Genomic DNA, 18,238 nt, shown 5'->3' on the forward strand with positions numbered 1-18,238 from the left:
TCTTACGCGAAGGCCGGACGGCCCTTGAGGGCCGTATAAGCCTCGATCACCGCCTGCAATGCTTTCTCGTGGCTTCGGTCGCCGCCATTCTTGTCGGGATGATAGCGCCGGACGAGATCGAGATAGCGCTGCCGAAGCGCGCGCCGGTCGGCGTCGACTTCAAGCCCGAGGACTCGAAGCGCCTTTCGGTCTCCTTCGCTGAGTTCCCGTCCGTCCTTGCGCTGTTCCGGCCGACGTGGCCGGTAGCGGGCGCCGATCGCGTCGAGCGGATCGACGAAGTCGGCCCATCGAGGCGTCGGAGAGGCACCGGCGCTCGAGAAGGCCCGGGTTTCCCGTTCCCAGCCGCCATAGGGACCCTGCGACTCCGCAATCTCGTCAGGGCTCATCCCCTCGAAATAATTGTAGTCGGCATTGAACTCCCGGACATGGTCGAGGCACATCCATCGCCATTCGCCCGGCCCGTCGAAACTGGGACGACGAGATCCGGGCGCGCGAAATTCTCCGGCCGATTCGCAGCCGGGATGGGCACAAGGGCGCCCTTCCGCTTCGACCCGGCCGTGGAACCGGGTCTGCCTTTTGCCCGAACTCGCCACTCCCAACTCCCTTTGCCTTTCTCTTCCGCTATATAGGCGGCATGACGACTGCTTTCACCGGCCCCGTTGCCGCCGAGATCGAGAAACGCCTGCGCGAAACGCTCGCTCCCACCCGGCTTTCCGTCGTCAATGACAGCGCCCGGCATCGCGGCCATGCCGGCGACGACGGCAGCGGCGAAAGCCACTTCACCGTCGAGATCGAAGCCCCGGCCTTTGCCGGAATGAGTCGCCTCGCCCGGCAGCGGGCGGTGAATTCCGCCCTGGGGGATCTGCTTCGGGACAGGATTCATGCCCTGGCGATCCGGGCTCGCGCGCCCGGCGAGGACTGACCCGCCTTTCCGCTTCCCGCTTGCGACCGTCAGGCTTTTTGCACCGCCAGAGTTCCGGCCGGACTGGGGCGAAGGACCTCCTTGGCGGGGTAAGCCGGATCGAGCCAGTGGCTCCAGTCGCGGCTTGTGAGAACCACGACCTGCCGGTCGTGGTAGGGCGCGACATCGGGCCCGGGTGCGGTCGTCAGCATTGCAAAGGCTTCGCCGATGCCGGGCTGTTCCCGGATGATCCCGGCGATGGCGAACCAATCCTCCCCCGGGATCGTGAACAACCAGCGATCCTTGCGCTTCTGCTCCGGGTCGGCCGGCGCGGTGAACTCGTAGAAGCCGTCCGTCGGGATCAGACATCGGCCGGTGCGGAATTCCCGGCCTTCCGAGCGGAAGTTGTAAACCGGCTTGCCCTTGGAGCCGGGCCAGCTCCATCGGCGCTCGACCAGTTCGAGACCCTCCGTTCCGAGCCTGATGATGGGAGCGCGATCGGTGATCCTTACGTCGCGTGGCTGGAAGTTGGGAATGCCTTCGGGGAAGAGCAACGGCTCGCGAAACGCGGCTCGGATCGAATCGGGGGATTTCTCCAGGCGGTAAAGATTGCACATGGCCCAACCATAGCGGCGGCAAGCCGGCGAGGCACCCAGCCTGAGTGGACTCGCCGGCTTGAATCAGCCCGGCGCGCCGGAATGTCGCTCTGGACGCTTGCACTGCGAACGGTAAAAGCGAGGCACCACAATCGAGCGAGGGATCATGTCTACTTCTCCCTGGGGCACACCGCGCCATCACGCGCGGGAAGGCAATGACGATATCGACTTCGAGATCAGAGGTCAGGAGCTGCAGTTCGTCGAAGTCGAGCTGGACCCAGGAGAAAGCGCGATCGCGGAAGCCGGCGCGATGGTCTGGAAGGATTCCAGCATCGCCATGACGACCGTGTTCGGCGACGGCCGCGGCCAGGAAGGGGGCTTCATGGGCAAGCTGCTTTCCGCAGGCAAGCGACTGGTGACCGGCGAAAGCCTGTTCACCACCGTCTTCACCCACAACGGATCGGGCAAGGCACGAGTCGCCTTTGGCGCTCCGATCCCCGGTGCGATCATCCCGGTACGCCTCGCGGAAATTGGCGGCAGCCTGATCTGCCAGAAGGACAGCTTCCTCGCCGCCGCGAAGGGCGTCACGATCGGAATCCACTTCCAGCGCAAGGTTCTCACCGGTCTGTTCGGCGGCGAAGGCTTCATCATGCAGAAGCTCGAAGGCGACGGTTGGGTGTTCGTGCAGATGGGCGGCACCGTTATCGAACGCGACCTTCGCCCGGGCGAGGAACTTCACGTCGATACCGGCTGCATCGCCGCCTTCATGCCGACCGTCCAGTTCGACCTGGTGGGCGCCGGTGGAGTGAAGAGTGCCCTGTTCGGCGGAGAAGGCCTGTTCTTCGCCCGGCTGACCGGCCCGGGCAAGGTCTGGATCCAGTCGCTGCCCTTTGCGCGGCTTGCCGGCCGGATGCTCCAGGCCGCGATGCCGGCAGGCGGCGGCAATCGTGGCGAAGGATCGCTCCTGGGTCCGTTCGGCGAGCTGATCCAGGGCAACTGAGTCGATCCAAGGGCCGGGCTGCCGCTTCGTAACGGCGGCAGCAAACCCGCTTCCAGATCATCGGCTCTAGCCCAATGCGCCGATGCCGAGCAGAATCACGAAGAACAGGCTTGCGGTGACGAAACAGAAGTTCACCAGCAGGAAGGTGCGGAACAAAGCGCCGAAGCGTCCGAGCCCATAGGCCTGCTTGAGCTGGCGGTACATGTGAAGCGGCGGAATGAAGATTCCGGCGATCGCAATGGCGTTTTCATGGACTCCCGCGAACCCCAGGATCGTCAGGATGACCGCTAGCAGCGACATGAAGGCGAGCGAGTAAGTGACGAATACGGTGTGGTCGTAGAACCGAAAGCGGCGCGTCCAGAAAAAGAGCAACCACACGAACGGAACCGATATCGGGATCAGCAGCCACGAAAATTTGTAGCCGTTGGCCTGCAGCTTGTAGAGAGCGAGGCCGGGATTGTCGTTCAGCTTGCGCAATCCCTTGTCGAGACGCTCCCAGCCCGTCTTGATCCCGGTGTCGTTGTTCTGGCCGATCCCGAGCCGGCTCGTCTGGCTTCGGACCTGTTCGAATTCGGCGAGCTCACGTTCGGCTTCGGCAATTCGCGCGTCGATCTGGGCGACGGTCTGAGGTTGGCCGCGATGCCGCACGACCTCGCCTCGCTCCGCCTCGAGGCGATCTTCGCGCAACTCGGCGAGATCGCTCACCATTTCCGCGCGGGCCTGATCCATTCCCCGCTGGATCTGGGCGGCGGTGACGGTGTCGAGGCTGGAGAGCGACAGGCCGTAAATCTGCAGCACGGCAAACATCAGGAAGATCGAGAAAAGGAACATCCCCAGGGGAGACACGAACTTGGCGCGCTCGCCATGAACGTATCGGCGAGTCAGCTCCCCCGGGCGCCAGGCCAATAGCGGAAGTGTCCGCCAGAACTTGCCGTCCAGATGGAGGACTCCATGGATCAGGTCGTGACCTATGGCCGAAAGAGTGCGATGAACATGGCCCTTCTGGCCGCACATGCGGCAATAAGGGCCGGCAAGATCGGCCCCGCAGTTCAGGCACTTGCCTTCCGCTCCATGGGTCGATTCGCCTGCTGCCGGCTCGGCCACGCGAGCGAACATGCCCCCGGTCACCGCTTCGCCGACCCCTTCGATACCGCTCATCCTTGCCCCTCGCGGCCAATTTATGGCGCCGAACTCACGTTCCGTCGAGAGCGTTCGCGTCGCCGCCTGCCCATGCTATCGCGAGCGGATGACGCGTACTGGCCTGCTCGGCGGCTCCTTCAATCCGGCCCATGGCGGGCATCGGCGGCTCAGCCTCGGCGCGGCCCGCCGGCTGGAGCTCGAGGAAGTCTGGTGGCTGGTTTCGCCAGGCAATCCGCTGAAGGAAAGCGAGAGCATGGCTCCCTTGCCGGCCCGGCTCCGTTCGGCTCAGCGGGAGGCTCGCAAGGCGCCCATCCGTCCGACGATCATCGAAGAAGAAATGGGCACCCGCTATACGGTCGACACTCTCCGGGCGCTCATCCGTCGGTTCCCCCGGCGCCAGTTCATCTGGCTGATGGGCACCGACAATCTCACCCAGTTCCACCGCTGGCGCGAGTGGCGCAAGATTGCCGCCATCGTTCCGATTGCGGTCGTGACTCGGCCGGGTTATCATGGCGACGCCCTCAAGGCACCCGCCATGGGCTGGCTGCGGCGATTCGTCCGGCCCGCAGCCGATGCAAGGCATTGGACGAGGTGGAGATTGCCGTCGCTCGTGCTGCTCGAATTGCCGCCCGATCCGACTTCCGCCACTGCCGTTCGCGCCGCCGATCCGCGATGGCACGAACCTTTAACAAAATCGTTTCACCCACAGGCTATGCGCGATCCAGTGACGCACAAGCCTTTGTTCGGAAGGAGGCCGTTTGCCCGCAACCGCACCCGCTCCCCATGATGGCGGAGCCGACGCTAAGGCCGAGGCGCTGCATAGCCTCGTCCTCAGTTCCCTCGACGACGACAAGGCGCTCGACGTCGTTTCAATCCCGCTCGGCGGCAAGTCCAACATCGCCGACTATATGGTCATCGCCAGCGGCCGATCGACCCGTCAGGTGGCCTCGATGGCCCAGAAGCTCAGCGAGAAGATCAAGCAGGAGCTCGGACGCAACACGCGCGTCGAAGGCCTGCCCGTCGCCGACTGGGTGCTGATCGACGCCGACGACGTCATCGTCCACCTATTCCGGCCCGAGGTGCGAAGCTTCTACAATCTGGAAAGGATGTGGGCGTTCGAAAGCGGGTCGGAAGCGACTGCCGCTGCCGCGGCAAGCCGGTAACCGCCGAAGCTCGATTTGCTGCTTCACATCATCGCTCGCGGCAAGATCGGTCGCAGCCCCGAGGCCGAACTGGTCGAGCGCTACCTGAAACGCCTGGCCTGGCCGTGGAAGCTGTCGGAGATGCCCGACCAAGGCGGGCGGCTGCCCGAACGACCAGCCCAGGCCGTCACGATCCTTCTCGACGAAAAGGGCGAGCAGCTATCCTCGGTCGAGCTGGCGCGAAGGCTGGAGCGCTGGCGCGACGAGGGCAAGCGGGAAGCGCGCTTCCTCATCGGCGCTGCTGACGGATTCGGTGATGAGGAGCGAAGCTCGGCGGACCTTCTGCTGGCCTTCGGCCGAGCGACCTGGCCGCATCTCCTTGCGCGGGCGATGGTTGCCGAACAATTGTGGCGAGCCACGAGCATTCTTGCGAACCATCCCTATCATCGCGAAGGTTAGGCATGCGCGGCCTGCTGATCCTCTGCTCCCTTGCCTTGTGCACGATCGGCTTTGCCGCCGACGCTTCGCGGGGCGCCGATGCCGAAGCGCTGGCGAAGGCCAGACGCGAGGCCGAGCAGGCCAATGCGCGGGTGCGGCAGTTCGAACAGCGGGCCCGGCAGGCGACCGGGGCCGCGGCTCGTGCCCGGGCCGAAAGCGAGGCGCTGGTGGCGCGGATCGCCGCCGCGGAAGCCGAGCTGACAGAAGCCGAGCGACGGATCGCGCTGATCGAGAGAATGCGGGAGGCGCAGCGCGCGCGCGTCGCCGAGCGTGAACAGCCGCTGATCCGGTTGACCGCGGCGCTCCAGACGATGTCGCGCCGGCCGGCCGCTCTTGCTCTCGTCCAGCCCGGGTCGGTCGAAGAAACGCTTCGCTTGCGCTCCCTCCTCGCTTCGACCCTGCCCGAAATCAGGCGCCGAACCCAGGCGCTCAGGGCCGAGGTCGTGCGCAGTGATCGGCTTCGCGAGCAGTCGGACCGGGCTCGGCAGGCGCTGGCGGCTCGACGGCAGGAACTGCAGCAGCGCCGGGTCGAGCTCGCGCGATTCGAGGCGGCCCAGCTTGCCCGATCCGAACAGCTGGCTGGCCTTGCAATCGCCGAATCCGACCGCGCCCTGGCGCTGGACGAGGAAGCTCGGGCGCTTGCCCGGATCGTCGGAACGCGCCAATTCCAGTCCCGTCTGGAAGAAAGCCTCGCCTCGCTTCCCGGCCCATTGCCTCGCCCGCAAGGCGCCGAGGATGGTTCGCCGCAGCCGCGACTGGCCTACCGGCTTCCGGTTCAGGGTCGAGTGCTGACGGGGGTCGGGGAGATTTCCGATTCAGGCGTCCACGCGCGCGGCATCACCTTCGCAACCGAAGCCGAGACGCCGGTGATCTCGCCGGCTGCCGGACGCATTGCCTATGCTGCGCCTTTCCGAAGCTACGGCTATGTCGTCATCCTCGATCATGGTCGCGGCTGGTCCACCGTAGTCACGAATCTGCGATCACTGCAGGTCCAGCCCGGCCAGACGGTTCGGCCGGGCGAGGTCCTCGGCCGGACGGGGAGGAGTCAGTCCAACCCGACCGTCGAATTGAGGCGCAACGGCCAGCCCGTTCCCTTTGCGCAGCTCATCGCAAGGTGAGCCGTTAATCCGCCGTTGCTTTTCCCGGGCCTAGAATGGCGGTACAAGTCGCCTACATTGCGCTCCAGCAGGATATTCATGGCCAACAACCTATTCCGATCCGTCGCCCTCCTCGGCGCCGTCGCCTTCATCCCGGCGACGACGGCGAGCCTCGCCCAGGTCGATGTCGGCGCCTATCGCGAGCTCGACCAGCTGATGAGCGTGATGGAACGGGTGAAGGCGGAATATGTCGACCAGGTCGACGACGCGACTCTGATCCGCGGCGCGATCGACGGAATGCTTGCCAGCCTCGATCCGCATTCTTCCTATCTGGACGAGCGCGGCTTCCAGAGCCTGATGACGACCACCGACGGCAATTATGGCGGGCTCGGGCTGACGGTTTCGATGGAAGACGGAGCGGTCAAGGTCATTGCCGCCACCCGGGGCACGCCGGCCGACCGGGCCGGGATCAAGCCGGGCGACTTCATCACCCATATTGACGGGCGCTTCTTCTACGGCGGAACTCTCGACGAGGCGGTCGAAAAGATGCGCGGTCAGCCGGGCACCGACGTCCGGCTGACGATCATCCGCCCGGGCCGCGACCGGCCGTTCGACGTGAACATCACCCGAGCGATCATCGACATACCCGCGGTTCGTTCGGAGGTGCGCGACCGGGTCGGAATTCTCACCGTCACCACCTTCAACCGGAACACGACCGAGGCGACTCAGCGGGCCATGGCCGACATTGAGCGCCAGCTCGGTGGTCCGCCGCTCGGCTGGGTCCTCGACCTGCGATCCAATCCGGGCGGACTGCTCGATCAGGCGGTGGGTCTTTCCGATCTCTTCCTCGAGCGCGGCGAAGTGGTTTCGCAGCGTGGACGCCGCCGGACCGACATCGAGCGCTATTATGCGCGGCCCGGCGACGCGGCCCGCGGCGCTCCGGTCATCGTCCTCGTCGACGCGGGCAGCGCCTCGGCGGCCGAGATCGTCGCCGCGGCGCTCCAGGATCATCGCCGCGCCGTCGTCATGGGCGAACGCACGTTCGGCAAGGGCTCGGTTCAGACACTGCTTCCGCTCGGCCGCGGCAATACCGCCCTTCGGCTGACGACCGCGCGCTACTTCACCCCCTCGGGCCGGTCGGTCCAGGAAGGCGGAGTGACGCCCGACATCATCGTTCCGCAGCTTTCGGACCCGGATCATCGCTCGCGGACTCGCGTTCGCGAATCCGATCTTCGACGGCACCTTGTCAACGAGACCGGCGTGCGCGACGAACTGATCCAGGACGACGGACGTCCCGACCCCCGGTTCGCGGCAAGCGCCGAAGAGCTTAGCGAGCGAGGGATCGAGGATTATCAGCTTCACTACGCGCTTCAGACGATCGCCCGCCTCGGCCGGATCCAGACCGCTGGCGGCGGCAATCGCGGCAGTCGCTGACCGGCATGGCCGCAAGCCTTGCTTCGCAGCGCGGCGGCCCTTCGCCGCTTGAGCTTGGCCGACTCCTCAGCCTGATCGTTCCGGCGGGTTTGCTCGCCGGCGCCTATGGCTTCCAGCACCTTGGCGGGCTGGCGCCCTGCGAAATGTGCTATTGGCAGCGTTATGCCCACTGGGCCGCGCTCGCCTTCGCGATCGTGTCGCTGGCCGCCCGGTGGAGGCTCCCGGACCGCGGCCGAAGCTTCGTCTGGCTGGCCGCGCTGGCAATCCTGGTCAGCGGCGGAATCGGCGCCTATCATGCCGGTGTCGAAGCCGGAATCTTCGAGGGCTTCACTCAGTGCACCGCGACGGTGGGCGGGTCGGGTGAGGATGCGCTGGCGCGAATCCTGTCGGCGCCCCTCATTCGCTGCGACCAGGTCCAATGGGAGCTGCTCGGAATCTCGATGGCGGGATGGAATGCGATCCTTTCGATCGTTGCTGCGTTGGTGATCCTATGGCTCAGCCTGAAACCGTCTCGCATCCGGACCTGAGCGCCGAATCGCCGGGTTGGCGCCCGGGCGAAGAGCGGCCCGACGTCGAATCGATCGTGCGGGTCGACCAGGCCGGCGAATATGGCGCAACCCGTATCTATGCGGGGCAGCTCGCCGTCCTCGGCGACAGCCACCCGACTTCGCGGCTCATCGCCCGGATGGCCGCGCAGGAACAGCACCATCTGAAGCATTTCGACGAACTGCTCGTCGCTCGCGGAGTCCGGCCGACTCTCCTGCAGCCGGTCTGGAGCGTGGCGGGTCATGCCCTTGGCGCCGTCACGGCCTTGATCAGTCCGCAAGCGGCCATGGCCTGCACGGCCGCCGTGGAAGACGAAATCGACCAGCATTATTCCGAGCAGCTGCAGGCGCTGCGCAACGAAGATCCGCCTCTGTCGGCCACCATAGCGGAGTTTCAGGCGGACGAGCGCGAACATCGCGATCAGGCGCTCGAAGCCGGCGCGGAAGACAGTTTCGGCTACCCGATCTTATATTCCGCGATCCGGGCAGGCTGCCGAATCGCGATCGAGCTTTCGAAAAGGATCTGAACCATGCGCCACGTCATCCTGCTCTTCTCCGCCGCCCTGCTGGCCGGCCCGGTCTCGGCGCAGCAGCCCGGAGTGCCCGCTCCGGAAGCCGCCGCCGCCGCCCCCGCGCCGGGCGAGCCGCGAGTCAATCAGCTCATCGTCTATGGCAACGATCCCTGCCCGCAAGGCAGTGACGACGAGATCATCGTCTGCGCCCGACTGCCGGAGGACGATCGATTCCGAATTCCCCCGAATCTTCGCAACAGCGGCAATGATCCGGCGAGCCAGAGCTGGGCCAATCGCGCCATCGAACTGAGCTATGCCGGCCGCACCGGAGCGGAGAGCTGCTCGCCGGTCGGCGCCGGCGGCTTCACCGGCTGCTTCAATCAGCTCGTTCAGCAGGCTCGGGCGGAACGCGGCGGAAGCGGCGAGTGGAGCCGGATGATCCAGGAGGCGCGCGAGGAGAGGCTGCGCCGGATCGGAGAAGCGGAACTCGAAGAGGCGGAGGCCGAACGCAACCAGCCGGAATGATGGCTGCCAGCCTGAAGCGCTTGCCGGCAAGCGCCTGATCGCCCAACCTGGGGCGATGAGAAGGGACGAGGACAGGCCGCTGCGGCGGGACATCGGCTTTTTCGGGTCTGCTTTCCTTTCCTTCAACGGGATCGTGGGAGCCGGCATCTTCGCGCTGCCGGCTCTCCTTCACGTCCAGTTCGGGTCGTTCAGCCCCTGGCTGTTTCCCGCTTTCGGATTGCTGATCCTGCTGATCGCGATTCCCTTCGCCCGACTGGCGGCTCTTCACCCCCAGTCCGGGGGCCCGGTCGCCTACACCCTCGCCTTCGGTCCGCTCGTCTCGTTTCAGGCGGGCTGGCTTTATTATCTTGCCCGCACGGCTGCCCTGGCCGCAAACGCCAACGTCTTCGCGATCTATGCGGGCGCGCTGTGGGCCCCCTTGGGGGAGGGAACGGGGCGAGCCGCGACGATCCTGCTTCTGGTCGGCACGCTCACCTGGATCAACGTCATCGGGGTACGCCGCGCGATTCAGTTGCTGGACGCGCTCACCTTGCTGAAGGCGACGCCCCTGCTGGCGCTCGCACTCTGGGGACTGATCGAGACGGCGGGAGCCCTGCCGGCCCCCGGCGGGGTGCCGCAACTGGGCACGATCGAGGCCGCCGCGCTGATCATCCTTTACGCGTTCATCGGCTTCGAGAATTCGACGGTGCCAGCGGGGGAAACGAGCGATCCGCGGCGGACCATCCCGCGGGCCCTGATCGCCACCGTGGCCGCCACGGCCGGAATCTATTTCCTGATTCAGCTCGCTTATGTTGCAGTGATGCCGCCCGGGTCTGCCCCGGAGGCTCCGCTCGCCGCCTTCGCCGCGACACTCGTGGGTCCGGTCGGTGCGATCCTCATCACCGGAACGGTGCTCGCCTCCGTCGCAGGCAATGCGTCCAGCGCCATCACCTCGACGTCGCGGGTCACCTTCGCCCTGACCGAGCAGGGCTCGATGCCCCGCTGGTTCGGCCGAATCCACCATCGCTTCGATACGCCCGCCAATTCGGTGCTGTTCATGGGCACAGTGGTCGCCGCGCTCGCTTTGTCGGGAAGCTTCGTCTGGCTTGCCGTGCTGAGCACCCTCGCCCGGCTTGCGGTCTACGGCTTCAGCATCGCCGCACTGCACAAGGCGCCGGTTCGGCGTCTTTCCGCCTGGGCGATCACCGTGCCCGGGCTGCTGGTCTGCATCTGGGCCGCCAGCCAGTCCAACCTTCAGTCCTGGGCCGGACTGGTAGCGGCGATCCTGATCGGACTGATCCTCTACGCGCTTGCGAGGCGTCAGGCCGGCTCGAGTTCCGCAGAAACGGTTTCCTCGATCCAGCCGCCGCCAAGCACCCGGTCGCCGTCGTAGAGCACGGCCGCCTGGCCCGGGGCGACGCCATATTCCGGCCGCTCGAACTCCACGCGCTCGCCGTCGAAGCGAGCCGGCGCCGGCTTCGCCAGCGAGCGTACCTTGACGGTCAGCTGGTCACGCTGGCTTTCGCCGAGCCAGTTCACCCCGCTCAGCCGAGCCGAGCGCACCGCCAGCGCGCTCTTCGGCCCGACCACGACTCGGCGGCTCTGCGGCTCCAGCCGCAGGACGTAGAGCGGCTCCGGCTGTCCGCCGATCTCGAGCCCCCGGCGCTGCCCGATCGTGAAGTGGATCAAGCCCCGATGCTCGCCAAGGACTCGCCCGCTCCTGTCGACGATCTCGCCGCCCTGGATTGCCTCCGGCCGCACCTTTTCCACGATTCGGGCATAGTCCCCGTCGGGTACGAAGCAGATGTCCTGGCTGTCGGGCTTGTCGGCGACGGCAAGCGCAAGCTCCCTGGCCACGTCACGCACTTCCGACTTCGGCATCGAGCCGAGCGGAAAGCGAAGGAAGTCGAGCTGATCCCGGGTCGTCGCGAACAGGAAATAGCTCTGGTCGCGAGCCGGGTCGATGGCCCGGTGAAGCTGGGGACCGCTGGGCCCGACGACGCGTCGCACATAATGGCCGGTGGCGAGACAATCGGCGCCGAGGTCGCGAGCGAGGCTGAACAGGTCGGTGAACTTCACGCCCTGGTTGCAACTGATGCAGGGGATCGGCGTGCGGCCGTTCACATATTCATCGGCGAAGCGTTCGATCACGCTGTCGCGGAAGCGGCTTTCATAATCGAAGACATAGTGAGCGATGCCCAGCCGATCCGCCACGGCGCGCGCGTCGTAGATGTCGCGGCCGGCGCAGCAGCTCCTCGATCGGCCGATCGCCTCGCCATGATCATAGAGCTGCAAAGTCACTCCGATCACTTCCGCTCCGCTGCGCGCGGCAAGGGCGGCCACCACCGAGCTGTCGACGCCGCCGGACATGGCGACGACGATCCGTGCCCCCGCGAGCGGCCGGTCGAGCTGGAAGTCTGCAAGTGTCATCGAGCGCTAGATAGGAGGTGATCGACGCTTCGCCCACCCCGGGGGCGAGGCTTTACCGCCTCTTCACCCTCTTCCGCTAAGCCTCGCCCATGGACATGGCCTTTCTTCGCCGTGCGGAGCGGATGCTCGACGACCGCGAGCCCGCGCGGATCGATCATTCGGTCCTGCTTGCCACGCTCGCCGCCCAGCATTCGGCGGCGATGGTTCGGCTGCAGGCGTGCCGCTCCCAGGATCAAGGCTCGGGTCAGGACGAGCCTCTGGTGGAGTTGCTTCTCGCCGGCCCGGGCTGGCGGCGGGCGGCATCGGTGCAGCGCGGCTGTTTCAGCCGTGCCGAAGCGGGACGCGAGCTCAATGGCCTGTAAACCCTGCTCACCACGGCGTTTACCGTCGCATTTCAGCCTTCCTTCAAGGCTTGCTCGGTACACGGGGCCACGCCGAGGGGAGGCGGGCCGAAGCGCCGCCGATCGCCTGCCCGACGCGAGTGCAGTTTTGAGGTACGAATGATCGAGAACCAGAAAATCCGCCCCGCACAGGTGATCGGCCCGCTCGGCGAGCCGCTGACCATCGATTCGCTGCCGCCGCCGACGACCACGCGTTGGGTCGTCCGCCGCAAGGCGGAAGTCGTTTCGGCCGTGAATGGCGGGCTGCTTTCCGTCGACGAGGCCTGCGAGCGTTACGGGCTCACCCTCGAGGAATTTGCCGGCTGGCAGCGGGCGGTCGACCGTTCCGGAATGCCGGGGCTGCGAGTCACCCGGATTCAGCATTACCGATCGCTCTACGAGCGGCAGCAGAAATATTGATCGGCTGCCCGCGGCGGAGGTCCGCCGCGGGACGCGCCTCATTCGAGTTCGAAGCTTACCGTCAGATTGGTCGAGAGCGTCTGTTCTCCCGGAACGATCTGGGTCGATGCGCTCTGGGCCGCATCCATGGCCCGCATCATCACCGGCTGAGGCGGCATGTGCATCACGCCCGCTTCGCTGACCGACAGGATTCGCTTCACGCGCATGCCGAGCGAACGGGCATAGAGATCGGCCCGGGCGCGGGCGTTGCGCAGCGCGAGCTGCCTCGCCTCGTCCAGCCCCTCCTCCGGCCGTTCGATCATGAACATGGGGCCATCGATCTGGTTGGCCCCTGCGGCCACCAGGGCGTCGAGGATCCGGCCGGAATTGCGGATATCGCGGAAGCGCACGCTGACCTGGTTGTTGGCACGGTAGCCGATCAGCTCGGGGGTGCGGTTCTCGGCATGGCGCCAGTCGGGATGGAGATTGATCGAACTCGTCTGGATGTCCCTCTCCGCGACCCCGGCGCGCTGAAGCGCCGCGCGCAGACTCTCCATCTGCTGGGCATTCTGTCGAATCGCCTCGGTCGCGGTCGGCGCCTGGGTCATCACCCCGGCATTGATTCGGACGATGTCCGGAACCCGGTTGACCTCGCCCGTTGCAACGACGTCGAGGCGGGTTCCGGTGACCGGCGCCACCTGCGGCTGCTGCGCCGCCGCCGGCACCGCCGCCACGGTCAGCAACCCGGCCATCATCATCGATCGGATCATCTTTCACTCCCTTCCGTAGGTGGCCGATTGCAGCGGCCCGACCCGCGCATAACGCACCGGCGGCTGCACCGTTGCTGAACCGAAAGGAATGGTCAGCGCCGCCCGGAAATCAGTCGGAAAGCGAACAGGATCAGGATGGCACCGATAATGGCGGCGAGAAAGCCCGCGCCCTCGCCCGCTTCGTACCATCCCAGCTCCCGACCAAGAAATCCGGCCAGGACAGCCCCCGCTACGCCAAGCAAAATCGTCATCAAACAGCCGCTTGGTCCGCGGCCGGGTGTAATCAAACGGGCAATCGCCCCCGCAATCAGGCCGATAATTATCCAGCCGAGCCAGCCATAGTCGGCCATATATTCAGAAGGCATCGTTCCGCTCCTTGTCCAGGCCGCCCTCGGCCCCACATTCAGCCTTGGTAAAGGGACTCGACTGCTTGTAAAGCGCCGTTCCCGCGCGCCGATCGGGAAACTGGGCGCCGCTTATTTTGGCTTGTTCCAAGTGATATATTCATATAACACAGCCGTAAAGCTTACGGCGCGTGCCGTGCGGTGTGAGTGGGGACGATGAAAGCGATGAACTTCGAATCGACGAAATGGCGCCGCGAGGCCCTCGACGACGTGGTCGTGGACGAGCAGACTCTGATCGTCCGCCGGCGCCGCCGGCGCAACATCATCATTGCCGCAGTGGTCGCCCTGCTGGCCATCGTCCTTGCCGTCTTCCTGTTTGGCGGAAGCGGCGAGAAGGCCGTTCCTCCGCCGGGCACTCAGGGGCAATCTCTTCCGGCGGTGACGGTCATCGTTCCCGGACGCCAGGACATTCCGTCGACGATCTCGGCGACCGGCAACCTTGCGGCCCGCCGTGACCTTCCGGTCGGCGTTCCCGGCGAAGGCGGCCAGGTCGTTCGGGTTCTCGTCGAGCCGGGCCAGTGGGTCAGGGCCGGCCAGACTCTCGCCATCATCGATCGCCAGGTCCAGTCGCAGGAAGCGGCCCAGCTTGCCGCCCAGATCGAAGTCAATCGCGCCGATCTGCGGCTTGCCCAGCAGGAGCTGGATCGCGCTTTGTCGCTGGTCGACCGCGGCTTCGTCAGCCAGGCCGACGTCGATCGCAAGCGCGCGACCCGCGACGCCGCGGCCGCTCGCGTTCGAGTCGCGGAAGCCCAGCTGGCGGCGACTCGCGCCAGGATCGGCCGGCTCAACGTGACGGCGCCCGCCGCTGGCCTCGTCCTCGACCGCAATGTCGAGGCCGGACAGGTGGTCGGCGCAGGATCGGGCTGGCTGTTCCGGATCGCCCAGGCCGGCGAGATGGAAGTGCTGGCGCGGCTGCCGCAGACCGATCTGGCGCGTCTCAGCGTCGGCGTACCCGCCACCGTGACTCCGGTGGGTTCCGATGAAAGCTATCAGGGCCAGGTCTGGCAGATCTCGCCGGTCATCGATCCGCAGACCCGGCAGGGCGAAGCGCGAGTCCTGGTGCCCTACAATCGCGACCTGAGGCCGGGCGGTTTCGCCACCGTCGTCATTCGCGCCGGTTCGATGACCGCGCCGCTGCTGCCCGAATCGGCGGTCCTGACGGACGACGAGGGGCAGTATGTGATGATCGTCGGTCCCAACAATACGGTGCAGCGGCGCGCCGTCCGGATCGCGACGGTTACCGACCGCGGCGCCGTCATCGCCGAGGGCCTGACCGGGAACGAGCAGGTGGTCGAGTCGGCGGGCGCGTTCCTCAACCCCGGCGAGCGGGTTCGCCCCGAGCGGCGGGTACGGCGCTGATCCGCGGCGTCACGGAAGATAGGTTCTAGCCATGCGCAACATTTCAGCCTGGGCAATCCGCAATCCGGTGATCCCGATCGTCCTGTTCACCGCCTTGCTGGCGATGGGCGTGATCGCCTTCATGCGGATGGACGTGAACCTCAATCCGGACATCAGCGCGCCCGCGGCGACCGTGAATATCAGCCAGCCCGGCGCCGCTCCGCCCGAACTGGAGATCCAGATCACCCGCCGGGTCGAAGCGGCGGTCCGAGCCATCAACGGCGTCAACGAGATCAACTCGACGATCCGCGAAGGCAACAGCAACACGTTCATCAGCTTCGAGATCGGAACGCCGGAAGAGCGGGCCATTTCGGACGTCCGCGACGCGATCGCCCGGATCCGCGGCGACCTTCCCGAGGGAATCCTCGAGCCCCAGGTGAGCCGGGTCGACTTCGCGGACGAGCCGATCGGCTATTTCTCCGCCGAGAGCACGGCGATGACGGTGGAGCAGCTGAGCTGGTTCATCGACGACCGGCTCAGCCGCCGGCTGATGCAGATCGAGGGAGTCTCGATCGTCAGCCGGACCGGCGGAGTGACCCGTGAGATCCGGGTGGAGCTCGATCCGGCGCGGATGCAGGCCCAGGGCGTGACCGCTTCGCAGATCAATCAGCAGCTTCGCGCCAGCAACCTGAACGCTGCCGGCGGGCGCGCGGAGATTGCCGGATCCGAACAATCGGTCCGGGTGCTGGGAAGCGCGATCACCGCCCGGGACCTGGGCCAGACCCAGATCTCGCTGGGTGGCGGAAGAACGATCCGGCTCAATTCGGTCGCCAATGTTCGCGACCAGTGGGCGGAGCAGACCTCATACGGGATCCAGAACGGCCGGCAGGTCGTCAGCTTCATGGTCCAGAAGGCGAAGGGTTATTCCGACGTCACCGTCTACCACCGGGTGAAGGAAGCTCTGGAAGAGCTGGAGCGCGAAGATCCGCGAGTCCATTACGCCGAGCTGTTCACGCCGGTGAAGTATATCGAGATGCAGTACGAATCGTCGATGCGGATGCTCGTCGAGGGCGCTCTGCTCGCGGTTGTCGTCGTGTTCCTGTTCCTTCGCGACTGGCGAGCGACGATCATCTCCGCCATCGCCATTCCGCTGTCGGCCATCCCGGCCTTCTGGTTCATGGACCTGATGGGCTTCACCCTGAACATGGTGACCCTGCTCTCGCTGAGCCTGGTCGCGGGCGTTCTCGTCGACGACGCCATCGTCGAGATCGAAAATATCGTCCGCCACATGCGGATGGGCAAATCGGCCTATCAGGCGTCGATCGACGCTGCCGACGAGATCGGCCTTCCGGTCGTCGCGACCACTTTCTCGATCGTGGCCGTCTTCCTGCCGGTGTCCTTCATGAGCGGGATCATCGGCCAGTTCTTCATCAGCTTCGGGCTGACGATCGTCGTGACCGTGCTGATCAGTCTGGCGGTGGCGCGATTGATCACTCCGATGATCGCCGCCTATTTCCTCAAGGCGAAGGGCCATGCCTCGCACGGCGAGGGCTGGCTGATGGACCGCTATCTCGACATCCTGCGCTGGACCCTCCGCCACCGCTGGAAGACGATGGGCGTCGGCGCGCTCGCCTTCATCGCGACGATCGGCGCCTTCATCACCCTGCCCTTCACCTTCCAGCCGAATACCGACGACGATACCGTTCAGGTATCGGTGGAGATGCCGCCGGGAGTGACGCTCGACCAGACGCGCGTGGTCGTCGACCGGGCCACCGCGGTCGTTCGCCAGCAGCCGGACGTGGAATCCGCCTTTGCCTCGGTGAGGGCCGGCAACGCCACCGTCTATGTGTCGCTGAAGGACCGCAACGAGGGCCGCGAACGCACCAGCACCGAATTCACCCGGCAGGTCGCGCCGCTTCTCCAGAACATTCCCGATGCGCGAGTCTTCTTCCGAAACTCGCAGCGGGTCGGCGGTCGCGACGTTTCCGTCCTTCTCACCTCGTCCGATCCGCAGAAGCTCCAGCAGGCCGCCCTGGCGCTGGTCGAGGACATGCGTCAGCGCCCCGAACTGCGCGCACCGCGGATTGCCGGCGACCTGCGCCGCCCGGAAATCACCATCCGGCCGCGCCTGAACCTGATGGCCGACATGGGGATCACCACGGCGGCGATGAGTCAGGCGATCCGGGTCGCGACGATGGGCGAGATCGACCAGGCCAGCGCCCGCTTCTCCTTGTCCGACCGCCAGGTTCCGATCCGGGTGACGCTCGACGAAAGTTCGCGCCAGAACCTGTCGACGATCGAGAACATGCCCGTTCCGACCGCGTCGGGAACGACGGTTCCGCTCAAGGTCGTCGCCGACATCAGCTTCGGCGCCGGGCCTTCCATCATCCAGCGAATCAACCAGGAGCGGCGGGTGATGGTCGGCGCCGACCTTGCCCCGGGCGTGGTCGACTATGACGCCGTCGTGGACCAGTTGCCGACGCTCCAGAACCTGCCCGAGGGCGTCGAGCGGGCCCGGTCCGGCCAGCAGCGGGAGGAAGCGAAGCTCGTTTCCGAGTTCATGACCGCGCTCGTTTCCGGTACCTTCCTGGTCTTCGCGGTTCTGGTGCTGCTCTACAAGCGGCTGATGGCGCCCTTCGTGAACATGGGCTCGCTCCTGCTGGCTCCGCTCGGCGGCGCCATCGCGCTCCATATTTCCGGCCATGCCGTTTCGATGCCCGTCTTCATCGGCATCCTCATGCTCTTCGGGATCGTCGCCAAGAACTCGATCCTGCTGCTCGACTTCACGATCGAGGAAATGGCCAAGGGCGTGCCGAAGAACGAGGCGATCATGGACGCCGGGCACAAGCGCGCCCAGCCGATCGTGATGACGACGATGGCGATGGTGGCGGGAATGGTGCCGACGGCCCTGTCGCTGGAAGGCGATGCGAGCTGGCGGGCGCCAATGGCGGTGGTCGTGATCGGCGGCCTGCTCCTGTCGACGCTGCTGACCCTGGTCCTCGTGCCGGCCACGTTCAGCCTGGCCGACAGCTTCGAGAAGTGGCTCGCGCCCAAATTCCGCCGGGTGATTACCTATCGCGGGCCGCAGGACCATGGTCCCGCGCACCCGGCGCCGCAGCCAGCCGAGTGAGTTCAATCGGCGGCGGGT

At 66.1% G+C, this 18,238-nt stretch carries 21 protein-coding genes; 15 read left to right on the forward strand and 6 right to left on the reverse strand.

Annotation, left to right across the window (positions count from 1 at the left end; translation table 11 throughout):
* Positions 1-2: 2 nt before the first annotated feature.
* Entirely contained in the window at positions 3-593 is a 591-nt protein-coding gene (locus ACRYLT_RS03585; protein ID WP_482662737.1) for a J domain-containing protein, read from the reverse strand.
* A 41-nt stretch (positions 594-634) separates the two neighbouring features.
* Between ACRYLT_RS03585 and ACRYLT_RS03590 the strand changes: the two genes are divergently transcribed.
* Positions 635-922: a BolA family protein gene (locus tag ACRYLT_RS03590; protein ID WP_482662738.1), complete on the forward strand. Its 288-nt coding sequence runs from the start codon at positions 635-637 to the stop codon at positions 920-922.
* Between the two features lie 29 nt (positions 923-951).
* On the opposite strand, the gene ACRYLT_RS03595 is transcribed toward ACRYLT_RS03590, so the two are convergent.
* Complete coding sequence (locus tag ACRYLT_RS03595; RefSeq protein ID WP_482662739.1) at positions 952-1,518, reverse strand: SOS response-associated peptidase; 567 nt, start codon at positions 1,516-1,518, stop codon at positions 952-954.
* 145 nt (positions 1,519-1,663) lie between these two features.
* Between ACRYLT_RS03595 and ACRYLT_RS03600 the strand changes: the two genes are divergently transcribed.
* Positions 1,664-2,497 (forward strand): TIGR00266 family protein, encoded by an 834-nt coding sequence (locus ACRYLT_RS03600; RefSeq protein ID WP_482662740.1) that lies wholly within the window; start codon positions 1,664-1,666, stop codon positions 2,495-2,497.
* A gap of 66 nt (positions 2,498-2,563) precedes the next feature.
* On the opposite strand, the gene ACRYLT_RS03605 is transcribed toward ACRYLT_RS03600, so the two are convergent.
* Complete coding sequence (locus tag ACRYLT_RS03605) at positions 2,564-3,655, reverse strand: DUF3667 domain-containing protein (protein ID WP_482662741.1); 1,092 nt, start codon at positions 3,653-3,655, stop codon at positions 2,564-2,566.
* An 88-nt stretch (positions 3,656-3,743) separates the two neighbouring features.
* On the opposite strand from ACRYLT_RS03605, the gene ACRYLT_RS03610 reads away from it, so the two are divergent.
* From ACRYLT_RS03610 to ACRYLT_RS03650, 9 genes are all read left to right on the forward strand, one after another.
* Positions 3,744-4,424 carry a nicotinate-nucleotide adenylyltransferase gene (locus ACRYLT_RS03610; protein WP_482662742.1) on the forward strand — a complete coding sequence of 227 codons (681 nt, stop codon included), beginning with the start codon at positions 3,744-3,746 and terminating at the stop codon, positions 4,422-4,424.
* Entirely contained in the window at positions 4,396-4,800 is a 405-nt protein-coding gene (gene rsfS, locus ACRYLT_RS03615) for a ribosome silencing factor (RefSeq protein WP_482662743.1), read from the forward strand. Before ACRYLT_RS03610 ends, rsfS begins: the two co-directional genes overlap by 29 nt.
* 15 nt (positions 4,801-4,815) lie before the next feature.
* Positions 4,816-5,238 carry a 23S rRNA (pseudouridine(1915)-N(3))-methyltransferase RlmH gene (locus tag ACRYLT_RS03620; RefSeq protein ID WP_482662744.1) on the forward strand — a complete coding sequence of 141 codons (423 nt, stop codon included), beginning with the start codon at positions 4,816-4,818 and terminating at the stop codon, positions 5,236-5,238.
* A gap of 2 nt (positions 5,239-5,240) precedes the next feature.
* On the forward strand, positions 5,241-6,395 hold the full coding sequence (locus ACRYLT_RS03625; protein ID WP_482662745.1) for a murein hydrolase activator EnvC family protein: 1,155 nt from the start codon (positions 5,241-5,243) through the stop codon (positions 6,393-6,395).
* Positions 6,396-6,473: 78 nt separating this feature from the next.
* Complete coding sequence (locus ACRYLT_RS03630; protein WP_482662746.1) at positions 6,474-7,808, forward strand: S41 family peptidase; 1,335 nt, start codon at positions 6,474-6,476, stop codon at positions 7,806-7,808.
* Between the two features lie 5 nt (positions 7,809-7,813).
* Positions 7,814-8,335, forward strand: coding sequence for a disulfide bond formation protein B (locus ACRYLT_RS03635; RefSeq protein ID WP_482662747.1), 522 nt, complete (start codon positions 7,814-7,816; stop codon positions 8,333-8,335).
* Positions 8,299-8,880 (forward strand): demethoxyubiquinone hydroxylase family protein, encoded by a 582-nt coding sequence (locus tag ACRYLT_RS03640; RefSeq protein ID WP_482662748.1) that lies wholly within the window; start codon positions 8,299-8,301, stop codon positions 8,878-8,880. The genes ACRYLT_RS03635 and ACRYLT_RS03640 overlap by 37 nt, the downstream gene beginning before the upstream one ends.
* A 3-nt stretch (positions 8,881-8,883) precedes the next feature.
* Positions 8,884-9,390: a hypothetical protein gene (locus tag ACRYLT_RS03645; RefSeq protein ID WP_482662749.1), complete on the forward strand. Its 507-nt coding sequence runs from the start codon at positions 8,884-8,886 to the stop codon at positions 9,388-9,390.
* Between the two features lie 55 nt (positions 9,391-9,445).
* Positions 9,446-10,762, forward strand: coding sequence for an APC family permease (locus ACRYLT_RS03650; RefSeq protein WP_482662750.1), 1,317 nt, complete (start codon positions 9,446-9,448; stop codon positions 10,760-10,762).
* On the opposite strand, the gene mnmA is transcribed toward ACRYLT_RS03650, so the two are convergent.
* Positions 10,690-11,799 carry a tRNA 2-thiouridine(34) synthase MnmA gene (mnmA, locus tag ACRYLT_RS03655; protein WP_482662751.1) on the reverse strand — a complete coding sequence of 370 codons (1,110 nt, stop codon included), beginning with the start codon at positions 11,797-11,799 and terminating at the stop codon, positions 10,690-10,692. The two genes, ACRYLT_RS03650 and mnmA, sit on opposite strands and share 73 nt — an antisense overlap.
* Before the next feature lie 89 nt (positions 11,800-11,888).
* Between mnmA and ACRYLT_RS03660 the strand changes: the two genes are divergently transcribed.
* Together ACRYLT_RS03660 and sciP are read left to right on the forward strand one after the other, a co-directional pair.
* Positions 11,889-12,161: a hypothetical protein gene (locus tag ACRYLT_RS03660; RefSeq protein ID WP_482662752.1), complete on the forward strand. Its 273-nt coding sequence runs from the start codon at positions 11,889-11,891 to the stop codon at positions 12,159-12,161.
* Positions 12,162-12,299: 138 nt separating this feature from the next.
* Complete coding sequence (gene sciP, locus ACRYLT_RS03665; protein ID WP_482662753.1) at positions 12,300-12,599, forward strand: CtrA inhibitor SciP; 300 nt, start codon at positions 12,300-12,302, stop codon at positions 12,597-12,599.
* A gap of 38 nt (positions 12,600-12,637) precedes the next feature.
* Here the strand turns inward: sciP and ACRYLT_RS03670 are convergent, their stop codons facing one another.
* Together ACRYLT_RS03670 and ACRYLT_RS03675 are read right to left on the reverse strand one after the other, a co-directional pair.
* Entirely contained in the window at positions 12,638-13,348 is a 711-nt protein-coding gene (locus tag ACRYLT_RS03670; protein ID WP_482662754.1) for an SIMPL domain-containing protein, read from the reverse strand.
* A gap of 92 nt (positions 13,349-13,440) precedes the next feature.
* The gene (locus tag ACRYLT_RS03675) at positions 13,441-13,713 is read right to left on the reverse strand and encodes a GlsB/YeaQ/YmgE family stress response membrane protein (protein WP_482662755.1); all 273 of its coding nucleotides are present in this window, start codon (positions 13,711-13,713) and stop codon (positions 13,441-13,443) included.
* Positions 13,714-13,917: 204 nt separating this feature from the next.
* Between ACRYLT_RS03675 and ACRYLT_RS03680 the strand changes: the two genes are divergently transcribed.
* Positions 13,918-15,111 carry an efflux RND transporter periplasmic adaptor subunit gene (locus ACRYLT_RS03680; RefSeq protein ID WP_482665388.1) on the forward strand — a complete coding sequence of 398 codons (1,194 nt, stop codon included), beginning with the start codon at positions 13,918-13,920 and terminating at the stop codon, positions 15,109-15,111.
* Between the two features lie 31 nt (positions 15,112-15,142).
* A complete protein-coding gene (locus tag ACRYLT_RS03685; protein WP_482662756.1) occupies positions 15,143-18,220 on the forward strand; it encodes an efflux RND transporter permease subunit in 3,078 nt (1,025 codons plus the stop codon).
* The last annotated feature ends 18 nt before the right edge of the window (positions 18,221-18,238 follow it).

This window comes from Sphingosinicella sp. SM1-17 (assembly GCF_056821765.1).

Bases quoted from the DNA above. Each gene is read 5' to 3' on its own strand.
- ACRYLT_RS03640 (WP_482662748.1), top strand. From the start codon at position 8,299: ATGGCTCAGCCTGAAACCGTCTCGCATCCGGACCTGAGCGCCGAATCG.
- ACRYLT_RS03635 (WP_482662747.1), top strand. From the start codon at position 7,814: ATGGCCGCAAGCCTTGCTTCGCAGCGCGGCGGCCCTTCGCCGCTTGAG.
- ACRYLT_RS03600 (WP_482662740.1), top strand. From the start codon at position 1,664: ATGTCTACTTCTCCCTGGGGCACACCGCGCCATCACGCGCGGGAAGGC.
- sciP (WP_482662753.1), top strand. From the start codon at position 12,300: ATGATCGAGAACCAGAAAATCCGCCCCGCACAGGTGATCGGCCCGCTC.
- ACRYLT_RS03645 (WP_482662749.1), top strand. From the start codon at position 8,884: ATGCGCCACGTCATCCTGCTCTTCTCCGCCGCCCTGCTGGCCGGCCCG.
- ACRYLT_RS03630 (WP_482662746.1), top strand. From the start codon at position 6,474: ATGGCCAACAACCTATTCCGATCCGTCGCCCTCCTCGGCGCCGTCGCC.
- ACRYLT_RS03685 (WP_482662756.1), top strand. From the start codon at position 15,143: ATGCGCAACATTTCAGCCTGGGCAATCCGCAATCCGGTGATCCCGATC.
- ACRYLT_RS03610 (WP_482662742.1), top strand. From the start codon at position 3,744: ATGACGCGTACTGGCCTGCTCGGCGGCTCCTTCAATCCGGCCCATGGC.
- ACRYLT_RS03590 (WP_482662738.1), top strand. From the start codon at position 635: ATGACGACTGCTTTCACCGGCCCCGTTGCCGCCGAGATCGAGAAACGC.
- ACRYLT_RS03605 (WP_482662741.1), bottom strand. From the start codon at position 3,655: ATGAGCGGTATCGAAGGGGTCGGCGAAGCGGTGACCGGGGGCATGTTC.
- ACRYLT_RS03660 (WP_482662752.1), top strand. From the start codon at position 11,889: ATGGACATGGCCTTTCTTCGCCGTGCGGAGCGGATGCTCGACGACCGC.
- ACRYLT_RS03670 (WP_482662754.1), bottom strand. From the start codon at position 13,348: ATGATCCGATCGATGATGATGGCCGGGTTGCTGACCGTGGCGGCGGTG.
- ACRYLT_RS03675 (WP_482662755.1), bottom strand. From the start codon at position 13,713: ATGCCTTCTGAATATATGGCCGACTATGGCTGGCTCGGCTGGATAATT.
- ACRYLT_RS03595 (WP_482662739.1), bottom strand. From the start codon at position 1,518: ATGTGCAATCTTTACCGCCTGGAGAAATCCCCCGATTCGATCCGAGCC.
- ACRYLT_RS03680 (WP_482665388.1), top strand. From the start codon at position 13,918: ATGAACTTCGAATCGACGAAATGGCGCCGCGAGGCCCTCGACGACGTG.
- mnmA (WP_482662751.1), bottom strand. From the start codon at position 11,799: ATGACACTTGCAGACTTCCAGCTCGACCGGCCGCTCGCGGGGGCACGG.
- ACRYLT_RS03625 (WP_482662745.1), top strand. From the start codon at position 5,241: ATGCGCGGCCTGCTGATCCTCTGCTCCCTTGCCTTGTGCACGATCGGC.
- ACRYLT_RS03650 (WP_482662750.1), top strand. From the start codon at position 9,446: ATGAGAAGGGACGAGGACAGGCCGCTGCGGCGGGACATCGGCTTTTTC.